At 68.2% G+C, this 12525-nt stretch carries 9 protein-coding genes; all 9 read right to left on the bottom strand.

Annotated elements, in window-relative coordinates; translation table 11 throughout:
- Positions 1-31: 31 nt before the first annotated feature.
- Positions 32-709 (bottom strand): carbonic anhydrase, encoded by a 678-nt coding sequence (locus tag GRX31_RS04315; protein WP_016451950.1) that lies wholly within the window; start codon positions 707-709, stop codon positions 32-34.
- Between the two features lie 14 nt (positions 710-723).
- Positions 724-1545 carry a peptidylprolyl isomerase gene (locus tag GRX31_RS04310; RefSeq protein ID WP_160851752.1) on the bottom strand — a complete coding sequence of 274 codons (822 nt, stop codon included), beginning with the start codon at positions 1543-1545 and terminating at the stop codon, positions 724-726.
- A 106-nt stretch (positions 1546-1651) separates the two neighbouring features.
- On the bottom strand, positions 1652-2389 hold the full coding sequence (gene narI, locus GRX31_RS04305; RefSeq protein WP_012203043.1) for a respiratory nitrate reductase subunit gamma: 738 nt from the start codon (positions 2387-2389) through the stop codon (positions 1652-1654).
- Positions 2386-3099 (bottom strand): nitrate reductase molybdenum cofactor assembly chaperone, encoded by a 714-nt coding sequence (narJ, locus tag GRX31_RS04300; RefSeq protein WP_160851640.1) that lies wholly within the window; start codon positions 3097-3099, stop codon positions 2386-2388. The genes narI and narJ overlap by 4 nt, the downstream gene beginning before the upstream one ends.
- Positions 3100-3110: 11 nt before the next feature.
- Positions 3111-4652: a nitrate reductase subunit beta gene (narH, locus tag GRX31_RS04295; protein WP_012203041.1), complete on the bottom strand. Its 1542-nt coding sequence runs from the start codon at positions 4650-4652 to the stop codon at positions 3111-3113.
- An 18-nt stretch (positions 4653-4670) separates the two neighbouring features.
- Entirely contained in the window at positions 4671-8525 is a 3855-nt protein-coding gene (locus GRX31_RS04290; protein WP_160851638.1) for a nitrate reductase subunit alpha, read from the bottom strand.
- A gap of 67 nt (positions 8526-8592) precedes the next feature.
- The gene (locus GRX31_RS04285) at positions 8593-10053 is read right to left on the bottom strand and encodes an MFS transporter (RefSeq protein WP_160851636.1); all 1461 of its coding nucleotides are present in this window, start codon (positions 10051-10053) and stop codon (positions 8593-8595) included.
- A 16-nt stretch (positions 10054-10069) separates the two neighbouring features.
- Entirely contained in the window at positions 10070-11392 is a 1323-nt protein-coding gene (locus GRX31_RS04280) for an MFS transporter (RefSeq protein ID WP_034363526.1), read from the bottom strand.
- Between the two features lie 156 nt (positions 11393-11548).
- Positions 11549-12511: a helix-turn-helix transcriptional regulator gene (locus GRX31_RS04275; protein ID WP_160851634.1), complete on the bottom strand. Its 963-nt coding sequence runs from the start codon at positions 12509-12511 to the stop codon at positions 11549-11551.
- Positions 12512-12525: the final 14 nt, after the last annotated feature.

Raw genomic sequence — 12525 nt, 5'->3', positions numbered from 1 at the left:
CCTGCCGCCGTCCCTGGCACTTGCTCGGGCCTCAGTCGACAAGCACTTGTCCATCATGCTCCACGTAGGGCGGGTACGGCCCGGTGCCGCTGTGCGGAGCTTGAGATGCCGCAACAAAGCGGCCGGTCTGGACATCGAAGACATGGACTTCGCCGTCTTCGATGACATAGTGCCATCCGTGCAGGCTGAGCTGCCCGGCCTCTACCCGCGATCGCACCATGGGATAGTCCATCAGCCGTTCGAGCTGCAGCACGACGGCGCGCTGCTCGGTGCGGCGCAGCGCCTCGGGGCCGGCCTGCACGGGCAGCACGGCCTCGCGGCCCAGGTCCAGCCAGCGCTGCAGGTTGCGTGCCTCGGGCGAGACTTCTCCATACAGGGCCTTGATGGCCCCGCAGTGGCTGTGGCCGCAGACCACGATGCGGCTGACCTGCAGGTTGAGCACGGCGAATTCGATGGCCGCCGCCGTGCCGTGGTGGCCGTGCGATCCGTCGTACGGCGGCACGAAGGCGCCCACGTTGCGCACCAGGAACAGCTCGCCCGGCGGCGCCCCCGTGAGCAGGTAGGGCACGAGGCGCGAGTCCGAGCAGCCGATGAACAGCGTAGTGGGGTGCTGGCCCTCTTCGACCAGGGTGCGGAACTGCGCGCGGTACTGCGGGAAGGCGTGCTCGTGGAAGCGCCGCAGGCGCTGCAGCAGTTCGTCGTCGGGCATGGGCACGTCCCCCGCTATTGCACCAGCGGCGAGTCGGCCGCAGCGATGCGCACGCCCACCACCTCGGACTGGCCGGCCAACAGTTGCAGGTACTGGTGGAGCGCGCTCACCCAGGTCTGCTGGTGCAGGGCCTGGGCGACGGCCGGGCGCGCCTGCTGCCAGTCGGGCAGAACGCCCGTCTCGCGCGCGCAGACCTCGACCACGTGCAGGCCGAAGCGGCTGTGCACCAGGCGCGGCAGCACGCCGATTTCCTGGGAGGCAAAGACATCGCGCGCGAATTCGGGCGCGCAATCGCTGCGGCCCAGCCAGCCCAGTTCGCCGCCATACTGGCCGCTGGGGCAGTTGGACCATTGGCGCGCGGCCTCGGCAAAGCGCAGGCCGGCGTCGTCGGCACAGCGCAGCTCGATCAGCAGGGCCTCGGCCCGCTGGGTGAGGGCACGCACGTCCACGCCGGGCGTGACGGCAAACAGCACGTGGCGCAGGCGCACGCGCTCGCCCTGGGCGAAGCGCGCGGGGTTGGCATCGAAGTGGCGGCGGCAGGCGTCCTCGCCGGGTTCGGGCAGGTGCAGCGATTGCTCCAGCAGCTGCTCTATGGCCTGGGAGGCGCGCTCGCTGATGACGCCGTCGTCGCCGGCCGCATCATCGGCGCCCAGCAGGCCTTCGCGCTGGGCCGCCTGGCGCAGCAGCTCGGTGCAGGCGCGCTGGCGCAGTTCGCGCTCGGGCGGGCGCTGTCCGGGTGCGTGCAGCGGCGTGTTGTTGATGCGGGCCACCTCGGCACCGGCCTCGCCCACGGGCGGGAAGGCCGGCACTTCGGGAATCGCCGGGAGATCCCCCATCGGGGCAGAAGAAGAAGAAGAAGAAGAAGAAGAAGAAGGGGTTGGAGACGCGCAGCCGCAGTGGCCGCCGCCCGATCCGTTGCATCCATGTTCCATGTCGATCTCCTCAATGGCCGGGCTTGGCGTCACGGCGTGCCGACGATGCGGGCAGGCCCAGGCGGCGCGAGCGCACCAGCTGGTAGGGGCGCAGCAGGTAGACCAGGGTGCCGAAGCCGCTCCAGACGTGGACCAGGCGCGTGAAGGGGAAGACCAGGAAGATGCTCATGCCCAGGAACATGTGGGCCTTGAACACCCAGCCGGCCTCGGCCAGCAGTTCGGCCGCGCCGCCACGGAAGGTGACGATGCGCTGCGCCCATTCGGCCAGGGCCATCATCATGGAGCCGTCCATGTGCTTTGCCGACAGCGGAATGGTGGCCAGGCCCAGCAGCAGCTGCAGCCACAGCAGCCAGAGGATGGCGATGTCGCTGAACCTGGAGTGGGCGCGGATGCGCACGTCCGACAGCCGGCGGTGCAGCAAGATGGTGAGGCCGATGAAGCCCAGCGTGCCCGCGATGCCGCCGCTGACCATGGCCAGCAGCTGCTTGGCGCCTGCGGCCATGAAGGGCTCGTAGACGAAGTGCGGCGTGAGCATGCCCACGGTGTGGCCGAAGAACAGGAACAGCACGCCGATGTGGAACAGGTTGCTGCCCCAGCGCAGGCTGCCGCTGCGCAGCAGCTGCGATGAATCGCTCTTCCAGGTGTACTGGTCGCGGTCGAAGCGCAGCCAGCTGCCGATGAAGAACACGGCCAGGCAGATGTAGGGGTAGAGGCCGAAGAGCAGGTGGTCTATCCAGGAGGGGGTCATGTCAGGCTCCTTTGGCGGGGTCCTTGGGCTTGGGGCGCCGCCGTGCGGCGCACGAAATGCACGGGCTGCTCGGCGCCGGGGCGCGATTGGCCCTGGCTGCTGCAGCCGTCGAAGGCGGCGGGTTCAGCCCAGGTCTCGTCCATGGCGGGCTCGGGGCGGATTTCCACGCGTTCGGCCCGGTGGCCGGTGATCTCCAGCACGGCCGCGATCACGCTGGCGTAGGGGCTGTCGCGCCGCGCCAGCGCCGTGAACAGGGCGTTGAGGATGTGGGCCATCTCGCCCAGGAATTCACGGGCGATGGCCGGCGGCTGGGTGGAGGCGAACTCCAGCACCACGGCCAGGTGGTCGGGCAGTTCGTCGGCCTCGAAGGCCAGGCCCGCGCGCTCGTAGGTCTGCTGCAGGTCGATCAGCGCCGGGCCCCGGTCGGCCGAGTCGCCGTGCACATGCTCGAACAGGTGCAGTGAGGTCTGGTGGCCCCGGTCGAAGGTGTCCACGTAGCGGGCCTCGGCCTCGAAGGGGTCCATGGCCTGCAGCTGCTCGGCCAGCTGCTGCAACTCGCGCAGCCGCGCGGGCGCCACGGATTGCTCCAGGCGCAGGGCGTCGATCAGGCCCGGCAGCAGGGCGCGCAGCTCGGCGCCGGGGTAGCCGATGAGGCAGGCCAGCGCGCGCAGCGTCAGGCGCACGGGGGTGGAGGTGTTGTGATTGAACATGGCGGCAGTCCTCACATTTGCGCGCGGATGGGGATGGTGCGCGGCTTCTTGCCGCCGAACAGGCTGGCGTCGGTGCTGCCGTCGGAGCAGCCGTTGCCGAACGAGAAGCCGCAGCCGCCGCGCAAATCGAACGCGCTTTCGGCGTATTCGCGGTGGGCCGAGGGGATGACGAAGCGGTCCTCGTAGTTGGCGATCGCCATGGTCTGGTACATGTCCTCGACCTCGTCCACCGTCAGTCCCGCGTACTGGAGCACGGCCAGGTTCTGCTCCTGGTCCACGTGCTTGCTGCGCTGGTACGCGCGCATGGCCAGCATGCGTTCCAGCGCGCGCACCACGGGCGTGGTGTCGCCGGCGGTGAGCAGGTTGGCCAGGTACTGCACGGGGATGCGCAGCTGCGAGACATCGGGCAGGTCGCCATTGATGGGGCTGCGGCCGACACTGTCGAGATGCCCGGCGTTCGCCGCCGAGGTGATGGGCGACAGCGGCGGCACATACCAGACCATGGGCAGGGTGCGGTACTCGGGGTGCAGCGGCAGGGCCACCTTCCAGTCCACGGCCATCTTGTAGACGGGGCTGGACTGGGCGGCCTCGATCCAGGCGTCGGGGATGCCGTCGATGCGGGCCTGGCGAATGACCTCGGGATCATTGGGGTCCAGGAAGATGTCCAGCTGCGCCTGGTAGAGGTCGCGGTCGCGCTCCACGCTGGCCGCTTCCTCGATGCGGTCGGCGTCGTACAGCAGCACGCCCAGGTAGCGGATGCGGCCCACGCAGGTTTCGGAGCAGACGGTGGGCTGGCCGGCCTCGATGCGCGGGTAGCAGAAGATGCATTTTTCGGCCTTGCCGCTTTGCCAGTTGTAGTAGATCTTCTTGTAGGGGCAGCCGGAGACGCACATGCGCCAGCCGCGGCACTTGTCCTGGTCGATGAGGACGATGCCGTCCTCCTCGCGCTTGTAGATCGAGCCCGAGGGGCAGGACGCCACGCAGGCCGGGTTCAGGCAGTGCTCGCACAGGCGCGGCAGGTACATCATGAAGGTGTTCTCGAACTGGCCGTAGATGTCCTTCTGGATCTGCTCGAAGTTCACGTCATGGCTGCGCTTGCTGAATTCGCCGCCCAGGATTTCCTCCCAGTTCGGACCCCATTCGATCTTCTCCATGCGCTGGCCCGAGATCAGGCTGCGCGCGCGCGCCGTGGGTGCGGCCTTGCTTTCCCTGGCCGACTGCAGGTGCTCGTAGTCGTAGGTGAAGGGTTCGTAGTAGTCGTCGATCTGGGGCAGGTTGGGGTTGGCGAAGATGCGCATCAACAGGCTCCACTTGCCGCCCTGGCGGGGCGCGATGGAGCCGTCCGTGCGGCGCATCCAGCCGCCGTTCCACTTGGCCTGGTTTTCCCACTCGCGCGGGTAGCCGATGCCGGGCTTGGTCTCGACGTTGTTGAACCAGGCGTATTCGACACCGGGGCGGCTGGTCCAGACGTTCTTGCAGGTGACGGAGCAGGTGTGGCAGCCGATGCACTTGTCCAGGTTCAGCACCATGCCGATCTGTGCGCGGATTTTCATCGTGTTTCTCCTTGTTGTTCAGGCATGGGCGGCTGCGCCGGCCGGAGCTTCGTCATCCAGCCAGTCGATGCGGCGCATCTTTCGGACCAGCACGAACTCGTCGCGGTTGGTGCCGATGGTTCCGTAGTAGTTGAAGCCGTAGCTGTACTGCGCGTAGCCGCCGATCATGTGGGTGGGCTTGAGCACGATGCGCGTGACCGAGTTGTGGATGCCGCCGCGCGTGCCGGTGATCTCCGAGCCCGGCGTATTGATGGTCTTCTCCTGCGCGTGGTACATCATCACCATGCCCGGCTTGACGCGCTGGCTGACCACGGCCCGCGCCGCGATGGCGCCGTTGGCGTTGTACAGCTCCACCCAGTCGTTGTCGGCGATGCCGGCGCTCTTGGCGTCGTCCTCGCTGAGCCAGACGATGGGGCCGCCACGCGCCAGCGTGAGCATCATCAGGTTGTCGCCATAGGTGGAGTGGATGCCCCACTTCTGGTGCGGCGTGATGAAGTTCAGCGCGATCTCGGGATGGCCGTTGGGCTTTTGGCCCTGCACTTCCTGCAGCGCCTTCATGTGCACGGGCGGGCGGTAGCTGACGAAGCCTTCGCCGAAGTCGCGCATCCACGGATGGTCCTGGTAGAACTGCTGGCGGCCGGTGAGGGTGCGCCATGGGATCAGCTCATGCACGTTGGTGTAGCAGGCGTTGTAGCTGACCTTCTCGCTTTCCAGGCCCGACCAGGTGGGCGAGCTGATGATCTTGCGCGGCTGGGCCTGGATGTCGCGAAAGCGGATCTTCTCGTCCTCGCGGTGCAGGGCCAGGTGGGCGTGCTCGCGCCCCGTCTGCTTCGACAGCGCCTCCCAGGCCTTGACGGCCACGTGGCCGTTGGTCTCGGGCGCCAGCATCATCACCACCTCGGTGGCGTCGATGTCGGTGACGATGCGCGGGCGGCCCTGGCTCACGCCTTCCTCGCGCACCAGGCCGTTGAGCTCGCCCAGCTGCTCCACCTCGGTCTCGGTGTTCCAGCCGATGCCCTTGCCGCCGTTGCCCAGCCTGTCCATCAGCGGGCCCAGGGCCGTGAAGCGCTTGTAGAGGTTGGGATAGTCGCGCTCGACCACGGCAATCTGCGGCGCGGTCTTGCCGGGGATCAGGGCGCACTCGCCCTTCTTCCAGTCGCGCACGCCATCGGGCTGGGCCAGCTCGGCGGGGGTGTCGTGCATCAGCGGCGTCAGCACCACGTCCTTTTCAACACCCAGGTGGCCCACGCAGACCTCGCTGAAGGACTTGGCGAAGCCCTTGTAGATCTCCCAGTCGCTCCTGGCCTGCCAGGCCGGGTCCACGGCCGCCGACAGCGGATGGATGAAGGGGTGCATGTCGCTGGTGTTGAGGTCGTTCTTCTCATACCAGGTGGCAGTGGGCAGGACGATGTCCGAGTACAGGCAGGTGGTGCTCATGCGGAAGTCCAGCGTGACCAGCAGGTCCAGCTTGCCTTCGGGCGCCTTGTCGTGCCAGCGCACTTCCTGCGGCTTGGCCGAATGGCCGGCGCCGGGCCGCCCCAAGCCGGCCGCCCCCTGGGGGGAGGCGCGCAGCGCATCGGGGGGGTCTTGTTCTCCCAGGTCTTTTCCTTGCACGCCGTGCGTGGTGCCCAGCAGGTGCTTGAGGAAGTACTCATGGCCCTTGCCCGAGCTGCCCAGGATGTTGGAGCGCCACACGAACATGTTGCGCGGCCAGTTGGCCGGGTGGTCGGGGTCCTCGCAGCTCATGGACAGCGAGCCGTCCTGCAGGGACTGCACCACGTGGTCCTTCACGTCCAGGCCCTGGGCCTGGGCGTCGCGCACCAGCTGCAGCGGGTTGGCCTGCAGCTGCGGCGCGCTGGGCAGCCAGCCCATGCGCTCGGCGCGCACGTTGTAGTCGATCATGGCGCCGCCGTACTGGCTGCGGTCGGCCAGCGGGGACAGCACCTCTTCCACGCCCAGCTTCTCGTAGCGCCACTGGTCGGTGTGGGCGTAGAAGAAGCTGGTGGAGTTCATCTGGCGCGGCGGGCGCAGCCAGTCCAGCGCAAAGGCCAGCGCGGTCCAGCCGGTCTGCGGGCGCAGCTTTTCCTGGCCCACGTAGTGCGCCCAGCCGCCGCCGCTCTGGCCTATGCAGCCGCACAGCATCAGCATGTTGATGATGCCGCGGTAGTTCATGTCGCAGTGGTACCAGTGGTTCATGGCCGCGCCGATGATGACCATGGACTTGCCGCGCGTCTTCTCGGCGTTGTCGGCGAACTGGCGCGCAATGGCGATCACCTGGTCACGCGGCACGCCGGTGATCTTTTCCTGCCAGGCCGGGGTGTAGGGCGCATCGGCGTCATAGCCGCCATCGGCGCCCTCGCCCTCCAGACCGCGGTGGATGCCGTAGTTGCCCGCCAGCAGGTCGAACACGGTGGCCACGATGGCCTCCTCGCCGTCCAGCACCATGCGCGAGACAGGCACGCGGCGCAGCAGCACATCCGTGCCCTGCTCGTTGGCGTCGAAGCCCGGCGACTGCAGGCCGCCGAAGTAGGGGAAGGCCACGTCGGCCACTTCACTGTCCACGCCCTGGCCGTCCAGCACCGAGAGCTTGAGCTGCACGTCGTTGCCCGTGCGCGCCTCCTTGGATTCGAGGTTCCACAGGCCCTCGTCGGCGCGGCCGGCCTCGCCCCAGCGAAAGCCGATGGAGCCGTTGGGCAGGGCCACGCCGCCGTCCTCGCCGTAGGCCACGGTCTTCCATTCGGGGTTGCTGTCCTGGCCCAGGTGGCCGTCGAAGTCGCTGGCGCGCACATAGCGCTCGGGCACCAGGGCCGTGCGGCCATCGGGCAGTTGCTGGCGCTTGAGGCGGATCAGCAGCGGCAGGTCGGTGTAGCGGCGCGCATAGTCCTCGAAATAGGCCGGGCGGCCGCGCTCGCCGAAGTAGAACTCCTTGAGGATGACGTGGCCCATGGCCATGGCCACGGCCGCGTCCGTACCCTGCTTGGGGTGCATCCACAGGTCTGCCAGCTTGGCGACCTCGGAGTAGTCGGGCGTGACGGCCACGACCTTGGCGCCCTTGTAGCGGACCTCGGTGAAGAAGTGGGCGTCGGGGGTGCGCGTCTGGGGCACGTTGGAGCCCCAGGCGATGATGAAGTTGGAGTTGTACCAGTCGGCGCTCTCTGGCACGTCGGTCTGCTCGCCCCAGGTCTGGGGGCTGGCCGGCGGCAGGTCGCAGTACCAGTCGTAGAAGCTCATGCACACGCCGCCGATCAGGCTCAGGTAGCGGCTGCCTGCGGCATACGAGATCATGGACATGGCCGGAATCGGCGAGAAGCCGATGATGCGATCCGGCCCGTGCTTCTTGATGGTGTAGACGTTGGCCGCCGCGATCATGCGGTTGACCTCGTCCCAGCTGCTGCGCACGAAGCCGCCCAGGCCGCGCTGCTTTTGCCACTCGCTGCGCGCATCCTCGTTCTCGACGATGGCGGCCCAGGCATCGACCGGGCTCCTGGCCACGGCCAGGGCGGCACGCCAGTGCTTGAGCAGCCGGCCGCGCACCATGGGGTATTTGACGCGGTTGGCGCTGTACAGGTACCAGCTGTAGCTGGCGCCGCGCGCGCAGCCGCGCGGCTCGTGGTTGGGCAGGTCGGCGCGCGTGCGCGGGTAGTCGGTCTGCTGGGTCTCCCAGGTCACGATGCCGCCCTTGACGTAGATCTTCCACGAGCACGAGCCCGTGCAGTTCACGCCGTGCGTGGAGCGCACCACCTTGTCATGCGCCCAGCGGTCGCGGTAGGTGTCTTCCCAGGTGCGGTCCTCGCCCGTCACCTGGCCATGGCCGTTGGAGAATTCCTGCCGGGGCAGGGAGAAGTAGGAAAGCTTGTCCAGAAAATGGCTCATCGCGGGACTCCTTGTTGTTCGTTACGGTGCGTTGCTGTTCGGTGCAGTGGTGCCTGCGGCCCGGGGCTCAGCAGGGCATCTCGGCGTTCCTGCGCGCGTAGTACCACCAGGTCACGCCCACGCACAGCACATAGAAGGCGGCAAACACCCACAGCGCCAGCTCGGGCCCGCCCGTGGCGGCGATGGAGCTGCCGTAGCTCTTGGGGATGAAGAAGCCGCCGTAGGCTCCCAGCGCGCCCGCAAAGCCCAGGGCGGCCGCGCCTTCGGTATTGCCCTCCTTGAGGGCATGGGCCTGCGCTTGCTCGCTGGGATGGGCTCCGAGCTCGCGCTGCTTGAGGGCCAGGAAAATCGCCGGGATCATGCTGAAGGTCGATCCGTTGCCGATGCCCGTGGTCAGGAACAGCACCAGGAACATCAGGAAGAAGCCCATGAAGCTGCCCTCGGCAGAGCCGAAGCCCAGCGCGTAGCCGCCGCTGCCCTTGGGCAGGAAATACAGCACGCCCACCACGCCCACGGCCATGACGAGGAAGTTCCAGAACGTCACGCGCGCGCCGCCCGCCTTGTCGGCCAGCCAGCCGCCAAAGGGCCGCGACAGCGCGCCCAGCAGCGGGCCCAGCCAGGCATAGGCCAGCGGATTGACCGCCGGGAACTGGCTCTTGATCAGCAGCGGAAAGCCGGCGGCAAAGCCGATGAACGAGCCGAAGGTGCCCAGGTACAGCAGGCACATCACCCAGTTGTGCTTGCGCCGGAAGATGGCGGCCTGGGCGGCGAAGCTGGCCTTGGCGTCGGCGATGTCGTTCATGCCGAACCAGGCGGCCAGCGAGGCGATGGCGATCCACGGCACCCAGATGAAGGCCGCGTTCTGCGCCCAGACCCGGGTGGTCTCGCCGGCCTTGGTGATGGTCTGCGCATCGCCGCCGAAGACGCCGAAGATGCCGGCCGTGATCACCAGCGGGCTCAGGAACTGCACCACCGACACGCCCAGGTTGCCCAGGCCCGCGTTCACGCCCAGGGCCGAGCCCTTGCGCTCCTTGGGAAAGAAGAAGCTGATGTTGGCCATGCTGGAGCTGAAGTTGCCCCCGCCCAGCCCACACAGCAGGGCCAGGATCAGCATGGTCGGATAGCCGGTGCTGGCATCCTGCACCGCGTAGCCGATGCCGATGGCCGGGATCAGCAGCGAGGCCGTGGACAGCGCCGTCCAGCGGCGCCCGCCCATCAGCGGCACCATGAAGGAATAGAAGATGCGCAGCGTGGCGCCCGACAGCGCGGGCGCCGCCGCCAGCCAGAACAGCTGGTTGGTGGAGTAGGTGAAGCCCAGCGCGGGCAGGTTCACGGCCACCACGCTCCAGACCTGCCAGATGGCAAAGGCCAGGAACAGGGCGGGCACCGAGATCCAGAGGTTGATCCTGGCGATGGCCTCGCCCTCGCGCTCCCAGAACTGTTTGTCCTCGGGGCGCCAGAGGGTCAGCACGCTGCCGGGGCGGCTGCGCGCGGATGCCTTTGCGGCGGTCTTGGTGTTCGCATGCATGTGCAACTCCTGCGGTTCAGCGCGCGGCCGGCTGCACATCGCTGTGGCCGCCGTGGCTGTTGAGCACGTCGGTGCGGCGCACCTCGGTGAAATACATCCAGATCAGCGACACCCAGACCACGCCGTACAGCAGCATGAAGGCGCTGGAGCGGATGCCCGTCCAGTCCAGCAGCACGCCGAACAGGATGGGCAGGATGAAGCCGCCCAGGCCGCCGGCCAGGCCCACGATGCCGCTGATGGCGCCGATGTTTCCGGGGTAGTCGTCGCTGATGTACTTGAAGACGCTGGCCTTGCCGAAGGCCATGGCAATGCCCAGCACGAACATCAGCGCGGTGAAGGCATAGACGTTCAGGCCCAGGTGAAAGCGGGTGCTGCCCTCGGTGGTGAGTACCGTGAAATCCGTCTGCGGATAGGACAGCAGGAACAGGCAGATCCAGCACACCCACAGCACCCACCAGGTCACGCTGTGTGCGCCGTACTTGTCCGACAGCCAGCCGCCGATGGCGCGCAGCACGCCGCCCGGCAGCGAAAAGCAGGCCGCCAGCAGGGCCGCCACGCGGATGTCCAGGCCGTACTCGCCCACGTAGTACTGCACCATCCACAGGCTCAGCGCCACATAGCCGCCGAAGACGATGCTGTAGTACTGGCAGTACTTGAGCACGCGCGGGTCCTTGAGCGCCTTCAACTGGTCGCTGAAGCGCACGTTGCTGGGCACCAGGTGGGCCGGGTCGCTGTGGCTGAACAGCCAGAACAGCACCAGCGCGCCCAGCATGATGGCCGCATAGGCATGCGGCACGGCGGCCCAGCCGAAGGCCACCAGGATCACCGGCGCCACGAACTTGTTGACCGCCGCGCCCGAGTTGCCCGCGCCGTAGATGCCCATGGCCATGCCCTGGCGCTCCTTGGGAAACCAGCGCGCCACATAGGGCGTGCCCACCGAGAACGAGCCGCCCGCCAGGCCCACGAACAGGCCGATGGTCAGGAAGTGCCAGTACTCGGTGGCATAGCCCATCACCCAGATCGCGGGCACGGTGACGGCCATCAGCACCGCCATCACGATGCGCCCGCCGAAGCGGTCGGTCCAGATGCCCAGCGGCACGCGCACCAGCGAGCCCGTGAGCACGGGCATGGCCGTGAGCAGGCCGAACTGCGTGGCGTTCAGATCCAGCATCTTCTTGATGGGGATGCCGATGATGCCGAACATCATCCAGACCATGAAGCAGACCGTGAAGGCCAGGGTGCTGACGGCCAGGACCGACCAGGCCTGGCGGTCGTGGCGTGTGCCTGTGCTGGTGCTCTTTCGGGGGTCGCCCTGTGCGGTGGGCGCTGTGTTTGCCATTTTGTTTTCCTCGTGGGGGCTATGGCTTGCATGGTCCCGCGCGAGGGCCGCGCCGCACATCCGCCAGCCGTACGCTCGGACAAGGCGGAAGAACTAGGAGCGCGCAGGCGGGCCTAGTTCCAAAGAACTATCGAGGATAAAAAGGCTTGACGCAGATCAGGAGCGCCGGCCGAAGACCGATTTCGGGCTGCGCCCGTAGAACCGCGTGAACGCGGCACTGAAGTTCGACGGATGGGCATAGCCCACCTGCCAGCCGGTCTGGGCGACCTGGCAGCCGGTCTCCAGCAACGCCCAGGCACGGCGCATGCGCAGCTCCAGCAGCAGGGCCTGGGGCGTGGTGCCGAAGACGGCGCGAAAGCCCTGCTTGAGGCGGTGCTCGCCCAGGCCCACGGCGGCGCTCAGGTAGGCCAGGGTCAGCGCGCGGTCCATCTGGGTGGACAGCAGTTCGCGCGCCTGCTCCAGCCGGGCCAGTTCGTCGGCCGACCAGCGCGGTGCCGCCTGGGCCGGCTGCGGCGCAGGTGCCAGGTGGCGCAGCTCCAGCGCGGCCAGGCTCAGCATGGCGATGTGGCGGTCCAGCGCATCGGTGGGCTGGTGCCCGGGCGGCTGGGCCAGGCGCCGCGCCAGCGCCAGGCTGGCCGGCAGGCTGGCACGGTGGTCCAAGGGCCGCACGCCGGCCGCGCCGTCCACCTGCGTCAGCCGCTGCGAGAGTTCAGGCCCCAGATAGCGGTCGAGCGCCGCGCCCGACAGCAGCAGGCGCAGCTGGCGCACGGTCTGCCCGGCCGCATAGCGGCGCTCGCCCTGGCTGCCGCGAAAGGCTGCCAGCGTGGTCTGCCCTGCGCCGAAGCGCAGCGCCGCGCCCGTGCGCGCCACAAAGCCCGATTCGCCCGCCAGCCCCAGCGTGATGACCAGGGTGCGGCCCTGGTCCGAGGCATCGGCCTGCACGCTGTCCTCCACCAGGTCGCGCAGCGGGCAGTAGTGCGAGCGCGCCAGCACGATGCCGTCGCCCAGCGTGAAGCGCTCCGCATGGCAGTCGCCCAGCTCGGCGGGCAGGGCATGCCGCGTCCAGCCCGGTGCACAGGGCTGGGGCAAGGCAAGCGAGGAAGGGATGCGGGAGGTCATGGGAGAGGAATGGA

The sequence above is a fragment of the Delftia sp. CH05 genome (genome assembly GCF_009827015.1).
GTDB lineage: Bacteria > Pseudomonadota > Gammaproteobacteria > Burkholderiales > Burkholderiaceae_C > Comamonas > Comamonas tsuruhatensis.
The sequence above is the reverse complement of the archived record's forward strand: the minus strand, read 5'-3'. Positions and strand labels throughout refer to the sequence as shown.

Excerpts from the sequence above, each read along its gene's own strand:
- GRX31_RS04315 (WP_016451950.1), bottom strand. The coding sequence starts at position 709 with ATGCCCGACGACGAACTGCTGCAGCGCCTGCGGCGCTTCCACGAGCAC.
- GRX31_RS04310 (WP_160851752.1), bottom strand. The coding sequence starts at position 1,545 with ATGGGGGATCTCCCGGCGATTCCCGAAGTGCCGGCCTTCCCGCCCGTG.
- narI (WP_012203043.1), bottom strand. The coding sequence starts at position 2,389 with ATGACCCCCTCCTGGATAGACCACCTGCTCTTCGGCCTCTACCCCTAC.
- narJ (WP_160851640.1), bottom strand. The coding sequence starts at position 3,099 with ATGTTCAATCACAACACCTCCACCCCCGTGCGCCTGACGCTGCGCGCG.
- narH (WP_012203041.1), bottom strand. The coding sequence starts at position 4,652 with ATGAAAATCCGCGCACAGATCGGCATGGTGCTGAACCTGGACAAGTGC.
- GRX31_RS04290 (WP_160851638.1), bottom strand. The coding sequence starts at position 8,525 with ATGAGCCATTTTCTGGACAAGCTTTCCTACTTCTCCCTGCCCCGGCAG.
- GRX31_RS04285 (WP_160851636.1), bottom strand. The coding sequence starts at position 10,053 with ATGCATGCGAACACCAAGACCGCCGCAAAGGCATCCGCGCGCAGCCGC.
- GRX31_RS04280 (WP_034363526.1), bottom strand. The coding sequence starts at position 11,392 with ATGGCAAACACAGCGCCCACCGCACAGGGCGACCCCCGAAAGAGCACC.
- GRX31_RS04275 (WP_160851634.1), bottom strand. The coding sequence starts at position 12,511 with ATGACCTCCCGCATCCCTTCCTCGCTTGCCTTGCCCCAGCCCTGTGCA.